The sequence below is a fragment of the Pseudacidobacterium ailaaui genome (assembly GCF_000688455.1).
Lineage (GTDB): Bacteria > Acidobacteriota > Terriglobia > Terriglobales > Acidobacteriaceae > Pseudacidobacterium > Pseudacidobacterium ailaaui.
Window position 1 is genome coordinate 2,051,826 of record NZ_JIAL01000001.1, and the last position, 24,612, is coordinate 2,076,437.

The following is a 24,612-nucleotide window of genomic DNA, read 5'->3' on the forward strand; positions in this document are numbered from 1 at the left end:
ACTCTTCGGCGAGAAAGTGATGTGGTCTCCAACAGGGCCAAAAGATGGAGATAAGAAAAAGGTCTCAACCCCACGTTCAGCCCCTGAGAATCGGGACCATCCTGGCCCAGTCCGACAATAAGGCCAGTCCCTGACAATCGCCCCCCGTCTTGATTACTGCGCCGGCATGTATTTCTCAAACCATGCCAACGCGCGTTCAAGGACGTCAATTCTGTGTTCGCGTGAGACGAAGCCGTGGCCTTCATTGGGATAAACCACCAGCTCCGTCGGTACGTGCTCATCGCGCAGGGCGTGCCAGAACTCGAAGGACTGCGGCGCTGGGCATTCGCCATCGCGGTCCCCGACCACGACCAGCGTCGGCGTCTTTACCTTCTTGATGAAGTTAATGGCTGAGCTTTTGGCATAGACGGCCGGGTCGTCATAGACAGAGGCTCCAAAAAAGGGAATCATCCACTGATCAATGGAGTTCTCGCCATAATAGCTCTGCCAGTTCGAGATGCCTGCCCCGGCAACGGCCGCCTGGAAGCGGTCTGTCTGCGTGACAGCGAACATGGTCATGAATCCGCCATAGCTCCATCCGGTAATGCCAACGCGGTGGGGATCAATCGAATATTTCTTTGTGACGGTGTCCACTCCGGCAAGGATGTCGCGCAGATCGCCATAGCCGAAGTCCTTGCGGTTGGCCTGGGTAAACTTCTCACCCTGTCCATAGCTGCCCCGCGGATTCGGCATGAGCACAAAGTATCCCAGCGCAGAAAAAGGAGCTCCGCCAAAGCCTGCTCCAGGCCAGCGCGGGACCACTGCCGAGGAGGGCCCGCCGTGGACCATGACCACCAGAGGGTATTTCTTGCCTGGGTCGTAATTCGCAGGCTCAATCAGCCAGCCCTGGATGTGGTAGCCCTCGTTGTCCCACTCCACGGAATCGGCCTTGCCCCACGCTGGTTTAAGGCCGTCATTGTAATGGGTGATCTGCTTCAGATTGTCCAGTGTGCCGGCCCACACCTCTGGTGGGTGTGAAAATGAGCTGCGTATCAGGGCGATGGGGTGGTCTTCTGTATCAGCGATAGAGAGGCTCATCATCTGCTGCCCGGAGCCGATGCCATCTGGAAGCGTCAGGCTGTGGTCTTCCATGACCTGTTGCGAGTCCACATCATACGCAAAAAGATGCGAGGCCCCTCCGGTAATTTCTGTTACCCCCAGAATATTTCCCTGCACCCACTGGATCCATACCGGAGTCGCTTTGCGGTCCGGAGTCACATCTTTGGGCTCTCCTCCAGTTGAGGAAACAACATAAATGTCTCCACCTGTCACGCCCTGGTCGGACATCAGGCCGCTGATGAATGCGATCTGTGAGCCATCCGGCGACCAACGCGGAACGGCAATCTGCAGACCGTGAATTGGGCTGGAGGCCTTGTCAGGGTCCACAAGGATGCTGGGGTCAAAGCCGGCACGGCCCCCTGCGACCGGACTGCTCCCGGGCATGAAAGGCTGGGTATAAAGCTTAGCTACCCACCAGTTGTTTTCTCCCGGAGGAGGCGCTGCAACATACGCCAGCCTCTTTGTGTCTGGAGACCAGTCAAACTCATAGACGTGCAGGTTGGCCGGGGTCACCTGCGAAAGCTCTCCGTTCTGGGCGTCCACGGCCGCCACACGCTGGATTTCAAGCCCCTCTACCCCAATCACCCCCGAAGGCGGTTTCATGGCCGCCAGCGCACCGGCTGGCCGAGTTGCTCCCTCTACATAAAGCAGGCTGACATACTTGCCATCCGGTGACCATTGAAGATCATGGGCGAATCCATGAAGTGAAGCCAGCAGGTGCGCCGGAGTATTGGATCCTGGCTCGGCTAGATAGAGGCCTTCCTGATGCTCGCTGTTGCAATTAGAGAGAAATGCCAGTTTCTTTGAGTCCGGAGACCAGGCAATGTCGTTTTCGCTGCCTTTCTGGCCGCCAGCACATGCCGTAATGCGATGGACAGCTTCTGGATTGGAGAGCGGGGCGAAGTCTACCTCTGAGCCGCCTTCTTTGCTGCTGACCGTCCAGGCGATCCATTGGCCGTCAGGAGAAATGGCGGTCTGGCGTGGAGAGCGGACTGCCTCCAGCTGCGTGATGAGTTCCGTGATCCGCGGGTCCTGGGCCGGGGAACCCGGGGTCTTCTGGGCAAAAACTGTGGCTGAGGAGAGCAATACAAAGGCGGAAATCCACTTGCAAAAGGCCATGATGCGGAATGGTAGCAGAATCTGCCAGTCAGGGAGATAGAGCCAGGTCAGCAGGACAGTGAAATTGCGTTAATCTGAGCGTCCATCTGAGGGAGACAAGCGGTCCCCTGCCAGGATTTCTGCTCCAGAAAGAGGCCAGAGACCGAAGGTCGATCAGAAGAATGGGAAATCCGCTGAAAAATTCACATGTTTGTTGACGCCGCATTGGGGAATTGATACTCTAAGGAGGTTCTGTGAGTGTGTTTTCCAGTGCAGGTTGCCTGGAAAGCGCAAAGAAGCGATCCACCAGTTTTGCAGAGTTGGGGCCGCCAAAGGAAAGACAGGCCTGAGGTAAGATCTGCAGACCCCATCGAACTCACAGGGATGGGCGAATCGCATCGGCGCCTGCGACACCTTTCGCCTTGAAAGGCCATGCGGGCCGGAACCAGCGAAACGGAATCGGCTTTCTTTCAGGGAACGTGCGGTCACCGTCGCGGTTCTTGTCTGGGACGAACTAGAGCGGACGCGAAAACAGCAGCTTTGGGTCTGCGCGCGATGGGATGCGGGCTTTTCTTGCCCGAAGACAGGCATGCGCGCGGGGTTGTTGTGCGTCTGAAGGAAAGTTTTTTTGAGTTGGTAAGGAGTCTGGATTGCCTACATTCAGTCAGCTCGTGAGGAAAGGGCGCACTGCCCCGAAATATAAGACGGCCTCGCCGGCCCTGCAGGCCTGCCCGCAGCGGCGCGGCGTCTGCACCCGCGTTTATACGCAGACGCCCAAGAAGCCGAACTCGGCACTGCGCAAGGTGGCGCGTGTCCGCCTGACGAACGGCATCGAAGTGACCTCGTATATCCCCGGTGAGGGCCACAACCTGCAGGAGCACTCGATTGTGCTCATCCGTGGTGGCCGTGTGAAGGACCTGCCGGGTGTGCGTTATCACATCATCCGCGGCACGCTTGACTCTGTCGGCGTGGCCAAGCGTACGCAGTCGCGCTCCAAGTATGGGGCCAAGCGCGCCAAGGGCGGCGCTGCTGCAGGCGGCAAGAAGTAGGTCGGTCGCCCGGGCAGGTGCGCCTGGGGCGCAAGGGTTCAGTATGGATTTTCCCGGACGCCTGGCGTCAAGGGGTTTCCTGAAAGCGAAGAAGGTTAAAAGGTTTTATGCCGAGAAAAGGTCACATTGCGAAGCGTGAGGTAGCGGCCGACCCGGTCTACAGCTCAACGCTGGTTACAAAATTCATCAACTCGATGATGTGGGACGGCAAGAAGTCCACGGCGCAGACGATTTTCTATACCGCCATGAAGAACCTGGAGCAAAAGGGTGGCGATGAGGCCCTCAAGCTCTTCAAGAAGGCGGTAGAAAACTGCAAGCCTGTTCTGGAAGTGAAGACCCGCCGCGTGGGCGGCGCAAACTATCAGGTCCCGGTAGAGGTCAATCCGGACCGGCGTACTTCGCTGGCCATCCGCTGGCTGATTACCTATGGGCGTCAGCGCGGTGAAAAGGGCATGATCGACAAGCTGACCAATGAGTTGCTTGATGCTGCCAACGGACGTGGCGGCGCAATCAAGAAGAAGGAAGATGTGCACCGTATGGCCGAGGCCAACAAGGCCTTTGCTCACTACCGCTGGTGAGCGGCTGTTCGCGCTGTGCTGTGGCGCCTCTGGCGCATGAGGACGGGAGTCAAAGACGGCTCCCGGGAAAGAAATCTGAACCTCGGACCGCTTAGGGTCCGGGAGAACTAGAGAGAATTTACTGTGGCTCGCCAAGTACCGTTAACTCGTTGCCGGAACATCGGAATCATGGCGCATATTGACGCCGGAAAGACAACGACGACCGAGCGCATTCTGTTTTACACGGGCATTACGCACCGCATCGGCGAAGTGCATGAAGGCACGGCGACGATGGACTATATGGAGCAGGAGCAGGAGCGCGGAATCACCATTACTTCTGCCGCCACCACCTGCTTCTGGAACAACTACCGTATCAATATTATTGATACGCCCGGACACGTGGACTTTACTGCCGAGGTGGAGCGGTCCCTGCGTGTGCTGGATGGTGCAGTCGCCCTGTTTGACTCGGTTTCCGGTGTCCAGCCCCAGACGGAAACGGTATGGCGCCAGGGTGATAAATACAAGGTCCCGCGGCTGTGTTTTGTCAATAAAATGGACAAGGCCGGCGCCGACTTTGAGCATGTGATTGAGACCATCCGCAAGCGTCTCGGGGCCCGTCCGGTGGCGATTCAGATCCCGATTGGCGCAGAGTCGAACTTTAAAGGTGTAGTGGACCTCATCGAGATGCGCGCCATTCTCTGGCACGATGAGACGATGGGCGCGAAATACTCAGTGGAACCGGTCCCTGCCGATCTTCAAAAGAAGGCCGAGGCCTTCCGCATGCAGTTGATTGAGACTGTCGCCGAGAATGATGACGACATGCTGCATAAGTTCCTTGAGGGAGAGACCCCGACCCCTGAGGAGCTGAAGAAGGCGCTGCGCAAGGCCACGATTGACATGAAGGTCTTCCCGGTCCTTTGCGGTTCGGCCTTTAAGAACAAAGGCGTGCAGACCCTGCTCGATGCTGTGGTGGATTATCTGCCCAGTCCGCTCGATATTCCGCCGGTCCAGGGCGTAGACCCGCATGATACATCGGTGGTGTTGACCCGCGAGACCAGCGACGATGCTCCGTTTGCCGCGTTGGCCTTCAAGCTGATAAACGATCCATTCGGCAAGCTGAGCTTTATTCGTGTCTACTCGGGTTCGTTGAAGACCGGAGACACGGTCCTCAACCCGCGCACGGGCAAGACCGAGCGCGTGGGGCGTTTGGTGAAGATGCATGCCAACAAGCGCGAGGACATTACGGAGATCCTGGCTGGCGATATCTGCGCCTGTGTTGGTCTGAAGGAGATCAAGACGGGTGACACGCTCTGCGTGCCTTCTGCTCCAATTGCGCTTGGTGCCATTGATTTTCCTGAGCCGGTGATTTCCGTTGCCATCGAGCCGAAGACCAAGGGCGACCAGGAGAAGATGGCTCTGGCGCTGGCCAAGCTGGCTGACGAAGACCCGACCTTCAAGGTCCGCACCGATCAGGAGTCGGGCCAGACCATCATCAGCGGTATGGGCGAGTTGCACCTGGAGATTCTGGTGGACCGCCTGAAGCGCGAGCATAAGGTGGAAGCCAATGTGGGCGAGCCGAAGGTCGCCTTCCGTGAGACCATCCGCAAGTCGGCTGAGGCTGAAGGGAAATACATTCGTCAGACCGGTGGCTCGGGCAACTACGGACACGTCAAGATCCGTATTGAGCCGAACGAGCCGGGCAAGGGCTACGAATTCATCGATGAAATTAAAGGCGGTGTTGTTCCCCGCGAGTATATCAAGCCGGTCGACCAGGGCATTCGCGAGGCCGCGCAGGGTGGTGTGCTGGCCGGTTATGAAATGGTGGACTTTAAGGTGACGCTGTTTGACGGCAGCTACCACGAAGTGGACTCCAACGAAATGGCCTTCAAAATTGCCGGATCAATGGCCTTTAAAGAGGCGGCCAAGAAGGCAAACCCGGTGCTGCTTGAGCCGGTCATGGCCGTCGAGGTCACGGTCCCGGAAGAGCATATGGGGACCATCATCGGCGACATCAACTCGCGGCGTGGCCGGATTGAGGGGATGGAACACGTAGGCGGATCGCAGGTCATCAAGGCCATGGTGCCGCTCAAGGAGATGTTCGGATACGTGAACGACATTCGCTCTTCGACGCAGGGCCGCGCTTCATACACCATGCAGTTTGCCCGCTATGAAGAGGCGCCACGCATGATTTCCGAGGAGATCATCGGGCGGAACCAGGGCAAGTAGGTTTAAATTTCAGGCCGGACTGCATTTCGGGTCCGGTGAATTTTTGAGAAATCAGAGTCATACGAGAGAGGACGAAGGGACATGGCGAAGGAGAAATTTGACCGGTCGAAGCCGCACGTAAATGTAGGGACGATCGGGCACATTGATCATGGGAAGACGACGTTGACGGCGGCGATCACGAAGGTGTTGTCGAAGCACAACCCGAACATCAAGTTCCGCTCGTTTGACACGATTGACAATGCTCCTGAGGAGCGGGAGCGAGGGATCACGATTGCGACGGCGCACGTGGAATATGAGACGCCGAACCGGCACTATGCGCACGTGGACTGCCCTGGTCACGCGGACTACATCAAGAATATGATCACGGGTGCGGCGCAGATGGACGGTGCGATTCTGGTGGTGGCGGCGACCGACGGTCCGATGCCGCAGACCAAGGAGCACGTGCTGTTGGCGCGGCAGGTGGGTGTTCCGTACATTGTGGTGTTTCTGAACAAGTGCGATGCGGTAGAAGACCCGGAGCTGATTGATCTGGTGGAGATGGAAGTCCGGGAGCTGCTGAACAAGTACAACTTTCCTGGGGACGATGTACCGGTGATCCGTGGCTCGGCATTGGGTGCATTGAATGGGGAAGAGAAGTGGGAGAAGTCGATCGATGAGCTGATGGAGGCGGTGGACAAGAATGTGCCGCTGCCGCAGCGAGCGGTGGACCAGCCGTTTCTGATGCCGATAGAAGACATTTTTTCGATTTCTGGGCGTGGGACGGTAGTGACTGGAAGGATCGAGCGCGGGAAGGTGAAGGTAGGCGAGGAAGTGGAGATTGTGGGCTTCCGGGAGACGCGCAAGACGGTGGTGACGGGCGTAGAGATGTTCAAGAAGCAGCTGGATGAGGGGCTGGCTGGGGACAACGCTGGGTTGCTGCTGCGTGGCACGGCGAAGGACGAGGTGGAGCGAGGGATGGTGCTGGCCAAGCCGGGATCGATCACACCGCACACGAAGTTCAAGGCCGAGGTGTATGTGCTGTCGAAGGAAGAGGGAGGGCGGCACACGCCGTTCTTCAACGGGTATCGGCCGCAGTTTTACTTCCGGACGACGGACGTGACGGGGGTGGCGCATCTGCCAGCAGGGACCGAGATGGTGATGCCTGGGGACAATATCGCGCTGGAGATTGAGCTGATTACGCCGGTGGCGATGGAGAAGGGCCTGCGGTTTGCGATCCGTGAAGGTGGACGCACGGTCGGTGCCGGCACCATCACCGAGATCCTCCAGTAAATTTGCTCCTGCGGTTCTAAGACGGAAAATGAAGCAGAGTGAGTCGGCGAAGAGGACCTCTTCGCCGGCTCAGAAAGATTGAAGCGAAAATGGTTGGACAGAGAATACGCATTCGGCTGAAGGCCTATGACTACCGGGTGCTCGATACCTCGACGGGCGAGATTGTAGACACCGCGAAGCGTACGGGTGCACAGGTGGCCGGGCCGATTCCCTTGCCGACGATCAAGAACAAGTATTGCGTGCTGCGTTCGCCGCACGTGGACAAGAAGTCACGCGAAGCCTTTGAGATCCGCACCCACAAGCGGCTGATTGACATTCTGGAGCCGACCCAGCAGACGGTAGATGCTCTGATGAAGCTGGACCTGCCTGCCGGTGTGGATGTAGAGATCAAGGCGTTCGAAAAGTAAGGACTGGCCGTCCGGACGGCTGCCGGTCTGTAGCGCAGTTGGTGGACGAGTAAAAATGCCTTCAGTGGCTGCGCCTTTGCGCAGACATGATGGGGAGAGAAGACAATGGCAGTTACAGGAATCATTGGCAAAAAGATCGGAATGACACAGGTCTTCGACGAGAAGGGCGAGGTCCATCCGATCACGGTTTTGCAGGCCGGTCCCTGCGTCATTACGCAGTTGAAGACGGCCGCCAGGGACGGATACGACGCGGCACAGATTGGCCTGGTGGAGTTTGTGAAGGCTTCCCGGGTAACCAAGCCGATGCAGGGGCACTTTGCGAAGAACAATGTTCCTCCGGTCAAGATCGTGAAAGAGGTCCCGGTGGAGTTGGCGGCCGCAAAGAAAGCCGAAGACGGCCAGGAGGGCGCCAACGGACCCAAGGCTGGCGACAAGGTCCTGGTGGACATCTTCGCAGACGAAAAGTATGTCGACGTGGTGGGGACCAGCAAAGGGCGAGGGTTTGCCGGTGTCGTTCGGCGGCATCACTTTGGGGGAGGCCCCAAGTCGCACGGGCACATGTTCCAGGTGCAGGGTTCCATCGGTGCGTCTTCATTTCCATCTCGGGTTTTCCCCGGCCAGCGTATGCCTGGGCATATGGGAGTGGACCGCGTGACGGTGCGCAATCTGCGCATTCGCGGGATTGACCTTGACGAAAACCTGATTATGGTTGAGGGCGCCGTGCCCGGGCCCCGCGATGGATACGTGGTGATTACCAAGGCCAAGGCCCCGCCGCGCGAGCGCCGTGGATTTGCCGGCTCGGGTACCGTGGATCCGCTGAAGGCGTCCAAGAAGGCTTCGGCAAAGAAGAAATAGCACTGGCCGTCGCTTAAGATGCGGCCCGCAGGTCGTATTTTGAGGACAGGCGCTAGCACCGGACCAGATGTCCGGGCTTGAAAGAGAAGACGATGGCAAACATTGATGTTTTCGATCTCGGTGGACAGAAAGTTGGCTCTCTGGAGCTGGCCGACGAAGTCTTTGCGCCGAGCAATGTAAATGAGGCGCTTCTATGGGAAGCGGTGAAGCATTATCGTGCTTCGCTGCGCCAGGGCACCCATGCGACGAAAAACCGCAAGCTCGTCTCGGGCTCAGGGAAAAAGCTCTGGAAGCAAAAAGGCACTGGCCGTGCGCGGATCGGTTCGATTCGTTCGCCTCTGTGGCGGCATGGCGGGACCGTGCATGGTCCGCAGCCCCGTTCCTACGACTACGCTTTCCCGAAGAAGAAGCTGCTGGGGGCCCTGCGCGCTGCGCTGGCGGCCAAGCTGCAGGATGGTCAGATTACAGTCGTCGAAAGCCTAGACCTCAAGGAGCCAAAAGCAAAGCTTTATCGCCAGGCCCTGAACAAGCTTGAGGCGAAGAAAACAGCGCTTCTGGTGGAGAACAGCAAAGAGCTCAGCCCGAACACGATTCTGGGCTCCCGGAATCTCAAGGGCGTGGAACTGGTGCTCAACAACGAAGTGCATCCCTATGATCTGCTTCGGTACGAACGGGCCATCTTTTCCCGGACTGCTCTTGAACAGTTGCAGGATGCGCTGAAAAAGACGGTCTCCCGGCGCAGAAAGGCGGAGGTAGCCTAATGCCGACAACTTATACAGTGATTCGCCGTCCGTTGATTACCGAGCGGGCGCTGGGCGCCAAAGAGACCGAAGACACTCTGGTCTTTGAAGTCGCGCCTAAGGCAACCAAGAACCAGATCAAGCAGGCTGTCGAGGCGCTTTTTAAGGTGAAGGTCTCTACAGTCAGAACGGCCAACTATCCGGGCAAGGAGCGCCGTCGTGGGCGGTTTGCCGGATATCGTCCGGACTGGAAGAAGGCATATGTTCGCCTCCAGGCCGGCGAGAAAATGCCAGAGTACATTGACAACCTGTAAGAAAAGGCCGCCAGCTTGGAGCTTCTGGCTTTTCGCTGGTGCGCGGCCCATCAAAAATTTGAGTAGTTAGCAAGAAGAACGAGCTGCTGTCTCCGGATATTGGAGACCGGCAGCTAGAAGCTAAGAGCTTAAAGATGCCGATCAAGACATACAGACCGATCACACCGACGCTGCGGTTCCAGACCACGCTGGTGAATGATGACATCACCGCGGAGAAGCCATATAAACCGCTGGTCGTCATTCGCAAGCGCACTGGCGGGCGTCGCAATTCGGGCGACATCACCATTCGTCATCATGGCGGAGGTCACAAGCGCAAGCTGCGCCTGATTGACTTCAAGCGCGACAAGTTTGGTGTTCCCGGCAAAGTGGCCACGATCGAATACGACCCCAACCGTTCCGCCCGCATTGCTCTGATTAGCTATGCAGACGGTGAGAAGCGCTACATCTTGCAGCCGGTCGGCCTCAAGGTCGGCCAGACCGTCATGAGCGGACCGGATGCCGACATCCTGGTGGGAAATGCTTTGCCTTTGCGTCATATCCCCGCCGGCACCACGGTACATAATATTGAGCTCCGCCCCGGCAAAGGCGCGCAGATGGCGCGTTCGGCCGGAGCGCAGGCCCAGCTGGTGGCCAAGGAAGGGGACTACGCCCTGTTGAAGCTGCCTTCGGGGGAGACCCGGCGGGTGCTGGTGGATTGCATGGCCACCATCGGCCAGGTGGGCAATACGGACCACGAGAACGTCTCGATCGGCAAAGCGGGAAGGAATCGCTGGAAGGGGATCCGTCCGACCAACCGGGGTGTCTCGATGAACCCAGTAGACCACCCGCACGGCGGCGGCGAGGGCAAGACCTCCGGCGGACGTCATCCTGTGACGCCGTGGGGCCAGCCGACCCGTGGCTACAAGACCCGCAATAACAAGCGGACCGACGCGTTTATCGTCAGCCGCCGCAGCAAGTAAGGTTTCCAAGAGGACTTCAAATGGCACGGTCAACGAAAAAAGGCCCGTTTGCAGACGGGCACCTGGTGGAAAAGATCGAAGCGATGAACCGGGCAAATGACAAAAAGGTCATTCGCACCTGGTCGCGCCGTTCAACGATCCATCCTGAGTTTGTGGGGCACACCATTGCAGTGCACAACGGGAAAAAGTTCGTCCCGGTTTATGTGACGGAGAACATGGTGGGACATAAGCTGGGTGAGTTTGCGGCCACACGCACGTTCAAAGGCCACTCGGCAAAGGCTGCAGAAACGGCAGCCAAGGCGAAGTAACTGAAGAAGGTTTGAGGCAAGCCAATGCAATTGGACACACGGGAATTCCGGGCTGAAGCGCGCTTCCAGCGGGTATCGCCGCAAAAGGCGCGCCTGGTGCTCGATCTGATTAAGGGCCGTGGCGTCGAAGAGGCGCTGAATACGGTGGCCTTTACCAAGAAGGCTGTGGCTCCCATGGTGGAGAAGGTGCTGCGTTCGGCCATCCAGAACGCCAACTATCTGAGCCAGGAGCAGGGGCTTGATGTAGATGTCGATCATCTCTACGTCAAGCAGGCGATTGCGAACGAAGGTCCCCGCATGAAGCGGATCCGCCCGGCCCCCATGGGTCGCGCCTACCGCTATCAGCGGCGCCTGTCGCACATCATCATCTCTGTGGCGGAACGCAGGCAGGACGGCCTTGTGCAGACCGTAGAGGCCGAAGCCGCTCCGGCCGCTCCTGTGAAGAAAAAAGCGGCCAAGAAGTCCCCGGCCAAGAAGGCGGCCGCGAAGAAGGCTGTGACCAAAAAGGCTGCGGCAAAGAAAAAGGCGGAGTAGGGGGCGAGAGGGAATTATGGGACAGAAAGTCCATCCTTACGGATTTCGGATCGGCATTAACAAGCCGTGGCGTTCACGCTGGTTTGTCGAGCGTGACTATGACAAGCTGCTCGTCGAAGATGTCCAGCTCAAAAAGGAGCTGAAGGAAAAGCTCAAGGCAGCGGGCGTCAGCTCCGTTGAGATCGAGCGTCCGGGCAACAAGCTGCGCATCATGATCCGCACCGCGCGGCCCGGCATCATCATCGGGCGCAAGGGTGCTGAGATCGAAAAGCTCAAGGTGGACCTGCAGAAGCGGACCAATCGTGAGGTCTTCATCGACATCCTTGAGGTGAACAAGCCTGAGCTGGACGCGCAATTGGTGGCTGAAAGCATTGCTCTTCAGCTGGAGAAACGCGTCGGCTTCCGCCGCGCCATGCGCAAGGCCGTGGATTCGGCGCTGCGCTTTGGCTGCAAGGGGATCAAGGTCCGCGTCTCTGGCCGCCTGAATGGCGCAGAAATCGCCCGCTCCGAGTGGTACCTGCAGGGCCGTCTGCCGCTGCACACCCTGCGCGCTGATATTGATTATGGATTTGCCGAGGCGCGCACGACTTATGGTGTGATCGGCGTGAAGACATGGATTTATCGCGGCGACATCTATCAGCAGAGAAGGCGCGAACCGCAGGCGGTCGTGGGGACGTCGGTATTTTAAAAGGCAGCTTTTCGCCCCTGGCTTTTAGCTGGACGTGGCCGGAAGGCTGATAGAAGCAGTGGAAGGAAAAGATCAGCTGATAGAGCTAGAAGCTAGCGGCTAACAGCGAATCGCTATCTGAGGGTTTCATTATGTTGATGCCAAAGAAGGTCAAGTATCGCAAGCAGCAGAAGGGCAAGATGCGTGGTAAGGCATGGCGTGGCTCCGAGCTGTCATTTGGGGACTATGGCCTGAAGGTGCTGGAGTGCGGTTACATTACCGACCGCCAGATTGAAGCAAGTCGTATTGCGATGACGCGCTTTATTAAGCGCGGCGGCAAGGTCTGGATCCGTATTTTCCCGGACAAGCCGATTACCAAGAAGCCGGCCGAAGTCCGAATGGGGTCCGGCAAAGGCCCACTCGACCACTGGGTAGCAGTCGTGCGTCCCGGGAAAATCCTGTTTGAGATGGAAGGGGTTGCGCCCGACGTGGCCGCTGAGGCCATGCGCCTGGCCGCCAACAAGCTGCCGCTGAAGACCCGTTTTGTGCAACGCCATTCGGTGCAGGCTGTAGTAGCGGCAAAGTAAAGATTTTGGGGAGACGCGGCCTGCAGGGGCCGTTGTCCCGGAGAGAAGACGAAGAAGATGGAACTCGAAAAGATTCGCAACCTGAGCGACAGCGAGCTGCGCGTCGAGGAGCAGAAGGCGGCCGAACAGCTGTTCCGCCTGCGCTTTCAGATGAAGCTCGGCCAGAACGAAGGCGTGAAGAAGCTGCGCGAACTGAAGAAAGACATTGCGCGCATCAAGACCATCGCCCGCGAGCGGGAGCTGGGCCTGCATGGCGCTGCTCCAAAGGCCGAGTCCAGTGCACCTGCCAAGCCGGCGAAAAAGAAGTCTACAAAGAAGGAGGCCCGCTAAGTCATGGCCACAGTCACCACACAGAGCGAGCCCCGCAGGGAATCACGCCGTCAGGAGAAGGTCGGCACAGTGGTTTCGACCAAGATGCAGAAGACGATTGTCGTCGAAGTGGAAGTGCGCAAGGCGCACCCAAAATATAAGCGCATCGTCCGGCTCAGCAAAAAGTTCTATGCGCATGATGAGCAGAACTCGGCGCGCGTGGGCGATCTGGTCCGCATTCGCGAAACACGCCCGCTGAGCAAGTTGAAGCGCTGGCAGTTGGAAGAGATCATCCGGCGCTCCGCGCTGGCACAAGTTGAAGAGGAAGTCCCGGTCGCTGAGTAAGCGCCGCCACCAGGAAGTAAGGAGAGAACATCATGGCAGTGCAGATGAGGACCATGCTTGAGGTCGCCGACAATTCCGGCGCGCGCAAGCTGCAAATGATCCTGCCGCTCGGCGGCTCGACCGGCAGCAAGGCCGGACTCGGTGATGTAATCACTGCGGCCGTCAAAGAGGCTTCGCCTGATGGACAGGTGAAAAAAGGTAAAGTAGTAAAGGCCGTGATCGTGCGCACGCGCAAAGAGACGCGCCGCCGCGACGGGACCTACATCCGCTTTGATTCCAATGCCGCTGTGCTGATTAATGAAGCAGGCGAGCCTGTGGGAACGCGCGTCTTTGGCCCTGTGGCCCGCGAGCTGCGCGAAAAGAAATTTCTGAAGATTGTTTCGCTTGCCCCCGAAGTTCTTTGATCCGGGGCAGATGAGATAAAGAGGACCTTTATGAGTTTGAACATTCAACGCAATGACACGGTCGAAGTGATCGCGGGCAGCGACAAGGGAAAGCGCGGCCGCGTGCTGCGTGTCTTCCCGGACAAAGACCGCATTCTGGTGGAGCATGTGCGTGTGGTGAAGAAGAACGTGCGTCCCAACCCGCAGCGGAACATCAAGGGCGGGATTGCTGAGCAGGAAGCCCCCATCCACATCTCCAATGTGCTTTTGGTCTGTCCCGGCTGCGGCCCCACCCGTGTCGGGCACAAGTTTGAAGGCGAAACCAAAGTCCGGATCTGCCGCAAGTGCGGTCAGACGCTGGCGGTAAAAAAGAAGTAAGGCTTACCATTTCGGCAAAGCGCCCTGCGGGGCAATTGACTACCCTCCGTAACGGTATACGGCTGATGCCACTCCGAGACCGGAGAAGAAAGAGAAGAAGCAAACATGGCAGCAAGATTGAAAGAAAAGTACCAGAAGGAAATTAAGCCCGCCCTCCAGAAAGAGCTCGGGCTTGAAAACCCGATGGCGGTCCCGAAGATTGAAAAGATCGTCCTGAATATGGGACTGGGCGAGGCCACCCAGAACAACAAGCTGCTCGACCCGCTGGTTGCTGATCTGGCGGCCATCACCGGACAGAAACCGGTGCTGACCAGGGCGAAAAAGTCCATTGCCGCCTTCAAAGTCCGCTCGGGTATGGCCATAGGGGCCATGGTGACCCTGCGTGGCGATGCGATGTACGAATTTCTGGACCGTTTGATTACTGTCGCTCTGCCCCGTGTGCGCGACTTCCGCGGCGTCTCCACCCGCAGCTTTGATGGACGTGGCAATTACACGCTCGGCCTGCGCGACCAGTTGATCTTTGCTGAGATTGACTATGCGAAAGTAGAGAAGTTGAAAGGCATGAACGTCACCATCGTCACCACGGCGAAGGACGACAACTCGGCGCGCGCACTGCTGCGGCAGTTCGGGATGCCGTTCCGCCAGACGGCGTAAGAGAGTGAGGACCTAAGATTATGGCAACGACCGCAAAGAGAGTCAAAGACGCGCGCAAGCCGAAGTTTTCTTCCCGCAAGCACAATCGTTGTAAGTTGTGCGGGCGTCCGCGGGCCTACCTGCGCAAGTTCGGGATGTGCCGTCTGTGCTTCCGTCAGCTTGCGCTCAAGGGAGAGATCCCCGGCGTCGTGAAGTCAAGCTGGTAAGGACGACGCGCCCTGCGCGATGCGTCTGCGACGTAAACAAATTCTGACTGGTTGACGAAGAAGTCAACGGTCACAAACCATTCCCGCAGGTTCTCTGGGAATCCGGAGCGAACGGGGGATGAAGGAGAAACGATGAGTTTTACCGATCCGGTAGCAGATTTTCTGACGCGTCTGCGCAATGCGATTCATGCGCGTCATCAGAAGCTGGATGTTCCGGCCTCAAAGCTGAAGACGGAGATTGCCCGCATCCTTAAGGAAGAGGGCTATATCGCCAACTACAAGACCTCGGAGGAAAATGGCCGGGCTGTTCTGCGCGTGTACCTGAAGTATGGGGCAAACAACGAGGCTGCCATCCGGGACCTCACCCGTGTTTCCCGTCCGGGTTGCCGTGTCTATGTTGGCCGGGATGAGATCAAGCGTGTCCAGGGTGGTCTTGGCATCAACATTCTCACCACTCCTCGGGGGGTGATGACCGGCAAGCAGGCCCGCAAGGAAGGCGTGGGCGGCGAAATTCTCTGCGAAGTCTGGTGATTCTTGCCGGGACTGCGCACAACGCGCCAGAGTCACGCTTGGGCGCACTTCGGCCGGCTGCATCGGATGCTTGCAGAGGAATCGGTGCAGGATGCGCGGAGTGAAAGCCGCGCGTGGAACGGGTAAAAGCACTGGACTTTTCGTCCGGTGATGAAGGTAGAGAGGGCTTTGGCCCCTAAGGCGGGCATGACCCGCCGGAGCTGCAGTGGAACGGATGGGCCAATCTCATCCGGGACTCGCAAGCCATAAGGATTCAAAAATGTCACGTATTGGAAAAAAGCCGATTCCATTGCCCCAGGGAGTCAAGTACTCCGTTCAGGGCAATGTTGTGGTTGTGGAGGGCCCCAAGGGGAGGCTCGAACAGCGGATTCCGGAAGGGATCAAGCTGCTGACCAAGGACGGTCACATCGTCGCAGAGCGCGAAAGTGAGGCGCAGGCAGCCATTCACGGACTTACCCGTGCCCTGGTCGCCAACGCGGTCGAAGGTGTGACCAAAGGATGGTCCAAAGACCTCGATATTGTCGGCATCGGTTACCGCGTCGAGATGAAGGGCAAGGACACGGTGGTCTTCACGCTGGGGTATTCGCACCCGATCGAGTTCCCGCTGCCATCAGGCATCACCGCTGCCATTGATCCAAAGCAGACCCGCATTACCATCAGCGGCATTGACCGTCAGAAGGTCGGCCAGGTGGCCGCCGACATGCGTGCACTGCGCAAGCCTGACCCGTACAAAAACAAGGGTGTGCGCTATGCGGATGAGAAACTGAAGAAGAAGGCCGGAAAGGCCGGAGCGAAGTAGCAGCTGACCGCCCGCTTCGGGCCGTGAACACGGCCTCGAAGCCAAAGGCCGGTGGCTGATTCAACCGAACGTGGCCGCAGGGCGGCCCCGCTTTTAGGAAGGACGAAAGACCATGATTTCGCAAAAGAACAGGGACGAGATTCGTCGGCGCATCCATGCCCGCATCCGTGAGAAGGTGGCCGGTACGCCGGAGCGCCCTCGCCTCAGCGTTTACCGCTCGCTCAATCATATTTATGCTCAGGTCATTGATGACACCCAGGGTGTTACGGTGGCCTCGGCATCCAGCAAGGCGGCAAAGCTGAAGACCGGCGGCAATGTGGCTGCGGCCAAAGAAGTCGGGAAACTGGTGGCCGAACGCGCCCAGGAAAAAGGGATTAAAAAGGTTGTTTTTGACCGTGGCGGCTATCTCTATCACGGCCGCATCAAGGCGCTGGCGGATGCAGCGCGCGAGGCAGGGCTGGAGTTCTAAGGGGATACAGGTTCCTCGACTCCGCTCCGCTCGGGCAGCATGCAAGACAGCGCCCGGGATGACAGGGATTACAGGAAGGAAATCAGGAAGCGAATGGCAACACTGAGAAAAAAATTGGATGCCGGGCAGTACAACCTGAAAGACCAGGTGGTCGCCATTAACCGTGTGACCAAAGTGGTCAAGGGCGGTAAGAACATGTCTTTTGCTGCTCTGGTTGTCGTGGGTGACCCCGCCTCCGGCGTCGTGGGATACGGGTCCGGCAAAGCAAAGGAAGTGCCGCAGGCGATCCGCAAAGGCATTGAGTCGGCAAAGAAAAACCTGATCCGCGTCAACCTGACCGAGACCACGATCCCGCACCAGGTGCTGGGGCGCTTCGGCTCCGGACAGGTGCTGCTCAAGCCTGCCCCGGAAGGTACCGGCGTGATTGCAGGAGGTGCGGTGCGCGCGGTGATGACTTCGGCTGGCGTGCAGAATGTGCTGACCAAGAGCCTGGGTACGGCAAACCCGCACAACGTGATCAAGGCCACCTTTGACGCTCTGGCACAACTGCGCGACCGCCAGGAAGTGGCCCAGGTCCGCGGCAAGCAGGTTGAGGAGTTATAGTCATGGCAGAGACCAAGGCAAAGATCAAAATTCAGTACTACCGGTCGTCCATTCAGGCGCCTGTGAAGCATAAGAAGGTCGTCAAGGGCCTCGGCTTCACCCGCCTTCATCAGATTGTGGAGCGCGAGGACACGCCTTCCATTCGGGGGATGGTCAAAGCGGTGCCGCATCTGGTACGAATCGTACAGAACTAGCCGTCCAGGCTAAAGATGCCTTCGGGCAAAAAACAAATCCTTCGTAAGCACCCAGAACGGTATCCCGATGGAGTTGCGGAGGAAATACAATGCGAGTCGGTGCGAGGGCACACCTCCCCGGCGTATAGCGAGGACACAGATGAATCTTTCCAATCTCAGGGCGCCGAAGAAGGCGAACCGAAATCGCAAGCGTGTGGGGCGTGGTATGGGCTCCGGACATGGCAAGACCTCTACCCGCGGACACAAAGGCCAGGGCTCCCGTTCCGGTTCGAGCCTGATGCGTGGTTTTGAAGGCGGCCAGATGCCGCTCCACCGCCGTCTGCCCAAGCGCGGCTTTACCAACATCTTCCGTATCGAATACAACACGCTGAATTTGGACCGTCTGGTTGAGCTGGGCGAGACTGAGCTGACGCTGGAGTTTTTTGAGAAGAAGGGACTGATTAAGAAAAAGAATGGTCTGCTCAAAATCCTGGGTAACGGCGAGCTGACCGGCCCGATTACCGTGCACGCCCATAAGTTCTCAAAATCTGCTCAGGAAAAGATTGAGAAAGCAGGCGGTAAGGCCATTCTGGTAGCCTAAAGAGCTGAGGGCCGGGTCCGGCCCTCCGGGTGTCTGTATTCATGCTTGAAAAATTCGCCAACATCTTCCGCATCCCTGACCTGCGCAAGCGAGTTCTGTTTACCATGGCCATGCTTGCCGTCTACCGCCTGGGATCGTTTATTCCTACGCCGGGTGTCAATACCACAGCGCTCGAGCAGTTCTTCGATCTGCAAGGGGGAAGCGCACTCGGCCTGGTCAACCTGTTCAGCGGCGGAAACCTGCGCCGCCTCACGGTCTTTGCCCTGGGCATCATGCCTTACATCACGGCCTCCATCATCTTCCAGCTGCTGACCGTGGTCTACGAGCCGCTGGCCCGCCTTCAGAAGGAAGGCGAGCTGGGCCGTCGCAAAATCACCCAGTGGACGCGCTATATGACTGTGGGGCTGGGCATTGTCCAGTCGCTCGCCATTGCGCTCACACTGTCGCACGGTGCTGGAGGATTGCAGCTGGTGCTCAATCCTGGCCCGGGGTTCGTTTTGATGACCGTCATTACCTTGACCACAGGCACTACCTTCATCATGTGGCTGGGTGAGCAGATTACCGACCGCGGCATCGGCAATGGGATGAGTCTGCTGATTTTTGCCGGTATCGTCGTCGGTCTCCCGCGTGGGATTCAAGAGCTGGTTGAGACGGCGCGCTCAGAAAAGTTTGGTCCCTTTACTGTGCCGGCGCTCGTTCTTCTGGTTGCGGCCATGGTCGCCGTTGTGGTCTTCATCGTTTTTGTAGAGCGCAGTGAGCGCCGCATCCCAGTGCAATATGCCAAGCGCATTGTCGGGCGCAGGATGATGGGTGGCCAGTCCACGCATTTGCCGCTGCGGGTCAACTCCGGTGGAGTGATGCCGATCATTTTTGCCGCATCCGTACTCTCGGCCCCGCTGCTCTTTGCTCAGTCCTCGTTCGTTCGTAACAGCGCGGTGTTGACGCGTATCTTTGATGCCCTCCATGCAGGCGAGCCCTGGTATGAGTTTCTCTACATGGTCGCCATCATCTTCTTTGCATATTTTTATATTTCCATTGTCTTTCGTCCGGATGACATTGCGGACAACATGCGAAAGTATGGGGGCTTTATTCCCGGAATTCGTCCCGGCAAGCGCACCTCGGATTTCATCAACGATATTCTTACCCGCATCACCCTGGTCGGCGCCCTTTACCTCATCGTGGTTGCAATCATTCCGCAGATCCTGATTAGCGGAATTCATCTCAACCACTTGTGGCTGGTCGGTCCGCTCTTCGAGCATATGCCGCTCTGGGTGACGAATGGCCTTGGCTTCAACTTCTATTTTGGCGGCACCTCGCTGCTGATCGTCGTCGGCGTTGCCATGGACACCGTCAATCAGGTGGAATCCCAGCTCATCATGCGCCACTACGAAGGCTTCACGCCGCGCAGCGGACGGATTCGCGGAAGGCGGGCCTGGTAAGTGGCGGTAGCCGTGGGTGAAAAGCACAGAGAAGTTGGAAAGTCGGGGACCGTCGTTCCCGGTCCTGTCCTGCTTCTTGGCGCACCGGGTGTTGGTAAGGGAACACAGGCCCAGGCCATCATGGCGGCCTGGGGCATTCCGCAGATTTCCACTGGCGATATCCTTCGGTCGAACGTGTCCGGGGGCACCGAGCTGGGCAAAAAGGCCCGGGCCCTCATGGATCGCGGAGAGCTTGTTCCCGACGACCTGGTCAACCAAATGGTTGCCGACCGCCTGCAGCTCCCCGACACGGCGAAGGGCTATATTCTGGATGGTTTCCCGCGCACGCTGGGCCAGGCAGAGTGGCTTGACAGTTATCTGGCGGAACGGTCCGGCGGACTGCCCGTGGTTGCTGTCAGTATCAAAGTAGGTTATACTCAGTTATTGCGCCGTATTACCGGAAGGCGCAACTGTCCAGTCTGCAAGAGCATTTATAACATCTACTTGCAGCCGCCCAAAGTGGATACGCTGTGCGATCTCGATGGCACGCCGCTGGCGCGGCGCTCGGATGACACTGAAGAGGTATTTGAGGAGCGGATGCGCACCTACGAGTCGCTGACTGCTCCGGTCATCGAGCACTATCGTGCCTGCGGGCGTTTTCAGGAAGTGGACGGAGAATTGCCGGTGGACGCAGTGACGGCCGCAGTCATGGCTGCTGTTCTGCGCTTAAGAGGGGCAGCCAGCTGATGGCCATCGTGATTAAGACTCCACAGGAAGTGGAGAAGATGCGGCGTGCAGGTGCAGTGGTCCGGGAGGTCCTGGAGTATGTCCGGGGTTTTGTGAAGCCTGGTGCTACCACGATGGATCTGGAGGGTGCGGCCGTCCGGAAGATGGAAGAGCTGGGCGTAAAGCCTGCTTTTAAGGGGTATCACGGATATCCCTGCGTGCTCTGCACCTCGGTCAATAGTGAGGTGGTCCACGGGATTCCCTCGGCCAAGCGGGTCTTGCGCGAAGGCGACATTGTTTCGATTGATACCGGGGTGGTTCTGGACGGCTACTATGGCGATTCCGCAATCACGGTTCCGGTGGGTGAAAAGATTGCTCCCCGTGCCCAGCGCCTTCTGGATGTGACCAGGACTTCGCTGGAGAGCGGGATTCAGGCAGTCAGGCCGGGGGCGACGCTGGGCGACATTGGCGCTGCGGTGCAGCAAGTGGTAGAGGCCGGTGGATTCAGCGTGGTGCGTGAATTTGTTGGCCACGGCATCGGCACCTCGCTTCACGAAGACCCCCAGGTGCCAAACTTTGGCCGCCGTGGGCAGGGTCTGAAGCTGCGGGAGGGGATGGTTCTTTGTATTGAACCGATGGTCAACTCCGGCAGTCCGGATGTGCAGGTGCTCGAAGACGGATGGACGGCGGTGACGCAGGACGGCAGTTTGAGCGCACATTTTGAGCACACAGTGGCGGTCACCAGTGATGGTGCTGTGGTGCTGACAGAGTAGGGATTCTTAGGTGCTGGCGAAAGGCCGGCAGAGGCGGGATTAAGGATTGTCCAAGGAAGACGCGATTGAGGTCATGGCAACCGTCCTTGAGACGTTGCCCAATGCGATGTTCAAGGTGGAGCTTGAAAACAAGCATCAGGTTCTGGCGCATGTCTCCGGCCGCATGAGAAAAAACTTTATTCGCATCCTTCCCGGAGACAGGGTGGCGGTAGAGTTGAGCCCCTACGACCTGACGCGTGGGCGTATTGTCTATCGATATAAATAGCTTGAGGCCGTGGGCTTCTGGCCATTGGCCGGAGCAGGCGGCAGGAAGAAAATCAGGCCAAGTACTGAGAGCTGGGAGCTGGATTTATGAAGGTTCGTGCATCCGTAAAGAAGATTTGTGACAAGTGCAAGATTATTCATCGCCGTGGCGTCGTGCGCGTGATTTGCGAAAACTCAAAGCACAAGCAGCGCCAGGGTTGAAGGGAAATACGCCTCCCAGCCAGGGAAAGCTGAGGGCTGGAGGCAAACGCCAGGCAGGACCAGGAAGTGGTGGGGCTAGTTAGCCGGGAAAGGCTTGCGATGAACCCCATGGTCCATTCATGCCTGGAACCACTGCCGTGCTCGAAGAGGGCGGCATAACTGCTCCGGAGCAGTCGGGAGCATTTCTTAAAGAAGGGAACCATGGCACGTATTGCAGGCGTTGATCTGCCCCGCCAAAAGCAGGCCAGGATCGCGCTCACTTACATCTACGGCATCGGGAACCCTCGCGCGCTGAGAATTCTGGAAAAGGCGAACGTGGATCCGTTCAAGAAAATCCAGGACCTCGGCGAAGACGAGGTCAACCGCATCCGCCAGGTCATCGAAGACGAAGGCGCGGTCGAAGGCGACCTGCGCAAAGATGTCGCGATGCACATCAAGCGGTTGATTGACATTCAGTCCTATCGCGGACTGCGGCACCGCCGCAGCCTCCCGGTGCGCGGACAGCGCACACATACCAATGCCCGCACCCGTAAGGGGCCGCGTAAGGGCACGATAGCGAACAAGAAGAAAGCGACGGCGAAGACCTAATGGCAAAAGCACAGCAGGGCGCCGGAAAGGCCGCCAAGAACAAGAAATTCAAGAAGCGCGAACGCAAGAATGTGCCCTATGGTGTGGTGCACATTCAGGCTTCGTTCAACAATACCATCGTTACCATTACCGACCAGCAGGGCAATACGCTCTCCTGGAAGAGCTCCGGTTCGCTGGGTTTTCGAGGGTCGCGTAAGGGCACGCCGTTTGCGGCCCAGCAGGCGGCCATCAACGCGGCCAATCAGGCCCGGGAACACGGCCTCCGTGCGGCCGATGTGCGCGTTGCCGGCCCCGGTTCTGGCCGGGAATCGGCCATTCGTGCGTTGGCAGCAGCAGGAATTGAGGTGCGCTCCATCCGCGACGTCACCCCGATTCCGCACAACGGCTGCCGTCCGCCCAAGCGCCGCAGAGTGTAAGCAGATCAACGCTGCGGACCCTGCAGCTACGATAAAATCCGGGCATGGGGACAAAACATCCTCATGCCTGCAAACCAGCAGGCAGGCGATCCAGGCAAATGCCGATCGCGGCCTGTGGACTGGGACGAAGCGCCTGCCAGCGCGTAAACCAGTCGGCCCCGAAATGGAAGGAGAAAAGAATTGGCACGTTATACCGGTGCAGTTTGCCGCCTTTGCCGCCGCGAAGGCATGAAACTTTTTCTGAAGGGCACCAAGTGCACTTCAGACAAGTGTCCGATTGAAAAGCGCAATTTCGCCCCCGGCCAGCATGGCCGTGACCGCAAGGCGAAGGTCGTAGGCTACGGCCTCCAGCTTCGTGAAAAGCAGAAGGCCAAGCGGATCTACTTCACGCTTGAGGGACAGTTCCGTAAGTACTATGAGAAGGCCGCCCGCTCCCAGGGCGTCACCGGCGAACTGCTTTTGCAGCAGTTGGAGCGTCGTCTGGACAATGTTGCCTTCCGTCTTGGTTTTGCTGCTTCGCGCCGTCAGGCCCGCCAGCTTGTCCGTCACGGGCACATCGAGGTCAATGGCCGCAAGGTGAATATTCCGTCATTTCAGGTAAACGTGGGTGACGAAATCAAGGTGCGCCCCAACAGCCAGAAGCTGACAGTGGTGGAAACCTCGCGTGAGTTTGCCAGCCATCAGCCTGCTCCGGCTTGGCTCTCGGTCGACCACGCCAACCTTTCCGGAAAAGTACTGGCCCTGCCCAAACGGGAAGACATTCAGCTGCCGGTCAATGAACAGTTGATTGTGGAGTTGTATAGCAAGTAAAAGTAACAGGACCTTGTGCGTTCGTCTCTGCTGGAAGCAGCCTCATCCATCGGGGACAAACGACTGAAACAAACACTCTTGAAGGAGAGAAAACAGACGTAGACATTGCAGAGTGCTTCGCAGGTCACGTCAGGAAGAAGCGAAACGATATGCTTTGGAGAGGATTTCAAAAGCCGAAACGGTTGGCGGTGGATACAGACACCCTGACCAACACCTATGGGAAGTTCAGCGCCCAGCCTTTTGAGCGGGGCTTCGGGACCACCATTGGCAATGCTCTGCGCCGGACCCTGCTTTCCTCGATTGAAGGCGCAGCCGTTACCGCCGTCAAAATTGAAGGCGTCCTGCACGAGTTCCAGTCCATTACCGGAGTCGTCGAGGATGCGACCGACATCATTCTGAACCTGAAGCAGATTCCCTTCAAGCTCAACGGCGAAGGCCCGAAGGCGCTTTATCTGCGCGCCGACCAGCCCGGGGTCGTTACTTCAGGCATGATTGAGGCCGACGGCGACGTGGAAATCCTCGATAAAGATATCTACATCGCGACGGTGAGCGAAGGCGGCAAGCTGGACATGGAAATGCGCCTGAAGCGTGGGCGCGGCTATGTCTCTGCCGACAAAAACTTTGACTCCGACCTTGGCATTGGATTTATCCCGGTCGACTCGGTCCACTCTCCTGTGCGCAAGGTCAACTTTACCGTGGATGCGGCGCGTCTCGGCCAGATTACGGATTACGACAAGCTCACCCTGGAAGTCTGGACGAACGGCACTGTCCTTCCCGCCGATGCCATCGGCCTTGCAGCCAAGCTGCTCAAGGACCACATGAGCATCTTCATCAACTTTGAGGAAGAGATCGAGGCCGAGCAGCAGGCCGAAGAGGGCCGCGTGCAGTTGCGGAATGACAATCTGAACCGCTCGGTTGAAGAGCTGGAGCTGAGCGTGCGCAGCTACAACTGCCTGAAGAACGCCAATATCCAGACCATCGGCGAGCTGGTGCAGAAGACCGAGGCCGAAATGCTGAAGACCAAGAACTTCGGCCGCAAATCTCTGAATGAGATCAAGGAAATCCTGGCTCAGATGGGACTTTCCCTTGGTATGAAGATTGACGAGCACGGGAACGCAGTACCGGGACCAACCAGTGTGTTGCCTTCCGCACAGCTTGCCGCCAGCCGCTACAACCGCTTTGACGAAGAAGAAGGGCTGGACGAGGCGGACATTCCGCTCCAGTCCGAACCCGAAAACTTTTAGTAGTTTTATCGTTTGCCCCCGGTCTGCCTTTTAAGGGCCGGGGACAAACTCTC

Annotated in this window: 35 protein-coding genes; 34 read left to right on the forward strand and 1 reads right to left on the reverse strand. The window is 58.0% G+C overall.

What is annotated here, in order from left to right; all coding sequences use genetic code 11:
* Positions 1 to 153: 153 nt before the first annotated feature.
* Entirely contained in the window at positions 154 to 2,217 is a 2,064-nt protein-coding gene (locus N655_RS0109035; protein ID WP_049961353.1) for a S9 family peptidase, read from the reverse strand.
* Positions 2,218 to 2,846: 629 nt separating this feature from the next.
* On the opposite strand from N655_RS0109035, the gene rpsL reads away from it, so the two are divergent.
* From rpsL to N655_RS0109195, 34 genes are all read left to right on the forward strand, one after another.
* Positions 2,847 to 3,245: a 30S ribosomal protein S12 gene (gene rpsL, locus N655_RS0109040; RefSeq protein ID WP_026442718.1), complete on the forward strand. Its 399-nt coding sequence runs from the start codon at positions 2,847 to 2,849 to the stop codon at positions 3,243 to 3,245.
* Positions 3,246 to 3,352: 107 nt separating this feature from the next.
* Complete coding sequence (gene rpsG, locus N655_RS0109045) at positions 3,353 to 3,823, forward strand: 30S ribosomal protein S7 (protein ID WP_026442719.1); 471 nt, start codon at positions 3,353 to 3,355, stop codon at positions 3,821 to 3,823.
* A gap of 123 nt (positions 3,824 to 3,946) precedes the next feature.
* Positions 3,947 to 6,028: an elongation factor G gene (gene fusA / locus N655_RS0109050; RefSeq protein ID WP_026442720.1), complete on the forward strand. Its 2,082-nt coding sequence runs from the start codon at positions 3,947 to 3,949 to the stop codon at positions 6,026 to 6,028.
* 81 nt (positions 6,029 to 6,109) lie between these two features.
* Positions 6,110 to 7,297: an elongation factor Tu gene (gene tuf, locus N655_RS0109055; RefSeq protein WP_026442721.1), complete on the forward strand. Its 1,188-nt coding sequence runs from the start codon at positions 6,110 to 6,112 to the stop codon at positions 7,295 to 7,297.
* Between the two features lie 89 nt (positions 7,298 to 7,386).
* Positions 7,387 to 7,704 carry a 30S ribosomal protein S10 gene (gene rpsJ / locus N655_RS0109060; RefSeq protein ID WP_026442722.1) on the forward strand — a complete coding sequence of 106 codons (318 nt, stop codon included), beginning with the start codon at positions 7,387 to 7,389 and terminating at the stop codon, positions 7,702 to 7,704.
* A gap of 105 nt (positions 7,705 to 7,809) precedes the next feature.
* The gene (gene rplC, locus N655_RS0109065; RefSeq protein WP_026442723.1) at positions 7,810 to 8,559 is read left to right on the forward strand and encodes a 50S ribosomal protein L3; all 750 of its coding nucleotides are present in this window, start codon (positions 7,810 to 7,812) and stop codon (positions 8,557 to 8,559) included.
* Positions 8,560 to 8,651: 92 nt separating this feature from the next.
* Positions 8,652 to 9,320 (forward strand): 50S ribosomal protein L4, encoded by a 669-nt coding sequence (gene rplD / locus N655_RS0109070; RefSeq protein ID WP_026442724.1) that lies wholly within the window; start codon positions 8,652 to 8,654, stop codon positions 9,318 to 9,320.
* Entirely contained in the window at positions 9,320 to 9,613 is a 294-nt protein-coding gene (locus N655_RS0109075; protein WP_026442725.1) for a 50S ribosomal protein L23, read from the forward strand. The genes rplD and N655_RS0109075 overlap by 1 nt, the downstream gene beginning before the upstream one ends.
* Positions 9,614 to 9,747: 134 nt before the next feature.
* A complete protein-coding gene (gene rplB, locus N655_RS0109080; RefSeq protein WP_026442726.1) occupies positions 9,748 to 10,572 on the forward strand; it encodes a 50S ribosomal protein L2 in 825 nt (274 codons plus the stop codon).
* A gap of 20 nt (positions 10,573 to 10,592) precedes the next feature.
* Positions 10,593 to 10,880: a 30S ribosomal protein S19 gene (rpsS, locus tag N655_RS0109085; protein ID WP_026442727.1), complete on the forward strand. Its 288-nt coding sequence runs from the start codon at positions 10,593 to 10,595 to the stop codon at positions 10,878 to 10,880.
* 24 nt (positions 10,881 to 10,904) lie between these two features.
* Entirely contained in the window at positions 10,905 to 11,414 is a 510-nt protein-coding gene (gene rplV / locus N655_RS0109090) for a 50S ribosomal protein L22 (RefSeq protein ID WP_026442728.1), read from the forward strand.
* 16 nt (positions 11,415 to 11,430) lie between these two features.
* A complete protein-coding gene (gene rpsC, locus N655_RS0109095; RefSeq protein WP_026442729.1) occupies positions 11,431 to 12,102 on the forward strand; it encodes a 30S ribosomal protein S3 in 672 nt (223 codons plus the stop codon).
* 131 nt (positions 12,103 to 12,233) lie between these two features.
* Positions 12,234 to 12,668, forward strand: coding sequence for a 50S ribosomal protein L16 (gene rplP, locus N655_RS0109100; protein WP_026442730.1), 435 nt, complete (start codon positions 12,234 to 12,236; stop codon positions 12,666 to 12,668).
* Positions 12,669 to 12,725: 57 nt separating this feature from the next.
* A complete protein-coding gene (gene rpmC, locus N655_RS0109105) occupies positions 12,726 to 12,998 on the forward strand; it encodes a 50S ribosomal protein L29 (RefSeq protein WP_026442731.1) in 273 nt (90 codons plus the stop codon).
* Positions 12,999 to 13,001: 3 nt separating this feature from the next.
* The gene (gene rpsQ, locus N655_RS0109110) at positions 13,002 to 13,322 is read left to right on the forward strand and encodes a 30S ribosomal protein S17 (protein WP_026442732.1); all 321 of its coding nucleotides are present in this window, start codon (positions 13,002 to 13,004) and stop codon (positions 13,320 to 13,322) included.
* 32 nt (positions 13,323 to 13,354) lie between these two features.
* Positions 13,355 to 13,726 carry a 50S ribosomal protein L14 gene (gene rplN / locus N655_RS0109115; RefSeq protein WP_026442733.1) on the forward strand — a complete coding sequence of 124 codons (372 nt, stop codon included), beginning with the start codon at positions 13,355 to 13,357 and terminating at the stop codon, positions 13,724 to 13,726.
* 30 nt (positions 13,727 to 13,756) lie between these two features.
* Complete coding sequence (gene rplX / locus N655_RS0109120) at positions 13,757 to 14,083, forward strand: 50S ribosomal protein L24 (RefSeq protein WP_044934330.1); 327 nt, start codon at positions 13,757 to 13,759, stop codon at positions 14,081 to 14,083.
* Between the two features lie 105 nt (positions 14,084 to 14,188).
* Complete coding sequence (rplE, locus tag N655_RS0109125; RefSeq protein WP_026442735.1) at positions 14,189 to 14,737, forward strand: 50S ribosomal protein L5; 549 nt, start codon at positions 14,189 to 14,191, stop codon at positions 14,735 to 14,737.
* 20 nt (positions 14,738 to 14,757) lie between these two features.
* Positions 14,758 to 14,943, forward strand: a complete 186-nt coding sequence (locus N655_RS20290; protein ID WP_081823652.1) for a type Z 30S ribosomal protein S14 — start codon at positions 14,758 to 14,760, stop codon at positions 14,941 to 14,943.
* Between the two features lie 132 nt (positions 14,944 to 15,075).
* Positions 15,076 to 15,474, forward strand: coding sequence for a 30S ribosomal protein S8 (gene rpsH / locus N655_RS0109130; RefSeq protein WP_026442736.1), 399 nt, complete (start codon positions 15,076 to 15,078; stop codon positions 15,472 to 15,474).
* A 259-nt stretch (positions 15,475 to 15,733) separates the two neighbouring features.
* Complete coding sequence (gene rplF, locus N655_RS0109135; protein ID WP_026442737.1) at positions 15,734 to 16,273, forward strand: 50S ribosomal protein L6; 540 nt, start codon at positions 15,734 to 15,736, stop codon at positions 16,271 to 16,273.
* Between the two features lie 112 nt (positions 16,274 to 16,385).
* Positions 16,386 to 16,742, forward strand: coding sequence for a 50S ribosomal protein L18 (gene rplR, locus N655_RS0109140; protein ID WP_026442738.1), 357 nt, complete (start codon positions 16,386 to 16,388; stop codon positions 16,740 to 16,742).
* Positions 16,743 to 16,835: 93 nt separating this feature from the next.
* Positions 16,836 to 17,345 (forward strand): 30S ribosomal protein S5, encoded by a 510-nt coding sequence (gene rpsE / locus N655_RS0109145; RefSeq protein ID WP_026442739.1) that lies wholly within the window; start codon positions 16,836 to 16,838, stop codon positions 17,343 to 17,345.
* A 2-nt stretch (positions 17,346 to 17,347) separates the two neighbouring features.
* Entirely contained in the window at positions 17,348 to 17,539 is a 192-nt protein-coding gene (gene rpmD / locus N655_RS0109150; protein WP_026442740.1) for a 50S ribosomal protein L30, read from the forward strand.
* Positions 17,540 to 17,678: 139 nt separating this feature from the next.
* The gene (gene rplO, locus N655_RS0109155) at positions 17,679 to 18,119 is read left to right on the forward strand and encodes a 50S ribosomal protein L15 (protein WP_026442741.1); all 441 of its coding nucleotides are present in this window, start codon (positions 17,679 to 17,681) and stop codon (positions 18,117 to 18,119) included.
* 41 nt (positions 18,120 to 18,160) lie between these two features.
* Entirely contained in the window at positions 18,161 to 19,558 is a 1,398-nt protein-coding gene (gene secY / locus N655_RS0109160; RefSeq protein WP_026442742.1) for a preprotein translocase subunit SecY, read from the forward strand.
* The gene (locus N655_RS0109165) at positions 19,559 to 20,284 is read left to right on the forward strand and encodes an adenylate kinase (RefSeq protein ID WP_238324620.1); all 726 of its coding nucleotides are present in this window, start codon (positions 19,559 to 19,561) and stop codon (positions 20,282 to 20,284) included.
* Complete coding sequence (gene map, locus N655_RS0109170; RefSeq protein ID WP_026442744.1) at positions 20,284 to 21,036, forward strand: type I methionyl aminopeptidase; 753 nt, start codon at positions 20,284 to 20,286, stop codon at positions 21,034 to 21,036. The genes N655_RS0109165 and map overlap by 1 nt, the downstream gene beginning before the upstream one ends.
* 46 nt (positions 21,037 to 21,082) lie before the next feature.
* The gene (gene infA, locus N655_RS0109175; protein WP_026442745.1) at positions 21,083 to 21,301 is read left to right on the forward strand and encodes a translation initiation factor IF-1; all 219 of its coding nucleotides are present in this window, start codon (positions 21,083 to 21,085) and stop codon (positions 21,299 to 21,301) included.
* An 86-nt stretch (positions 21,302 to 21,387) separates the two neighbouring features.
* Positions 21,388 to 21,501, forward strand: a complete 114-nt coding sequence (rpmJ, locus tag N655_RS20295) for a 50S ribosomal protein L36 (RefSeq protein ID WP_081823653.1) — start codon at positions 21,388 to 21,390, stop codon at positions 21,499 to 21,501.
* Between the two features lie 201 nt (positions 21,502 to 21,702).
* Positions 21,703 to 22,089, forward strand: coding sequence for a 30S ribosomal protein S13 (rpsM, locus tag N655_RS0109180; protein WP_026442746.1), 387 nt, complete (start codon positions 21,703 to 21,705; stop codon positions 22,087 to 22,089).
* A complete protein-coding gene (gene rpsK / locus N655_RS0109185) occupies positions 22,089 to 22,505 on the forward strand; it encodes a 30S ribosomal protein S11 (protein WP_026442747.1) in 417 nt (138 codons plus the stop codon). The genes rpsM and rpsK overlap by 1 nt, the downstream gene beginning before the upstream one ends.
* Positions 22,506 to 22,685: 180 nt before the next feature.
* The gene (gene rpsD / locus N655_RS0109190) at positions 22,686 to 23,315 is read left to right on the forward strand and encodes a 30S ribosomal protein S4 (RefSeq protein ID WP_026442748.1); all 630 of its coding nucleotides are present in this window, start codon (positions 22,686 to 22,688) and stop codon (positions 23,313 to 23,315) included.
* A gap of 149 nt (positions 23,316 to 23,464) precedes the next feature.
* The gene (locus tag N655_RS0109195; protein WP_026442749.1) at positions 23,465 to 24,559 is read left to right on the forward strand and encodes a DNA-directed RNA polymerase subunit alpha; all 1,095 of its coding nucleotides are present in this window, start codon (positions 23,465 to 23,467) and stop codon (positions 24,557 to 24,559) included.
* Positions 24,560 to 24,612 lie beyond the last annotated feature (53 nt).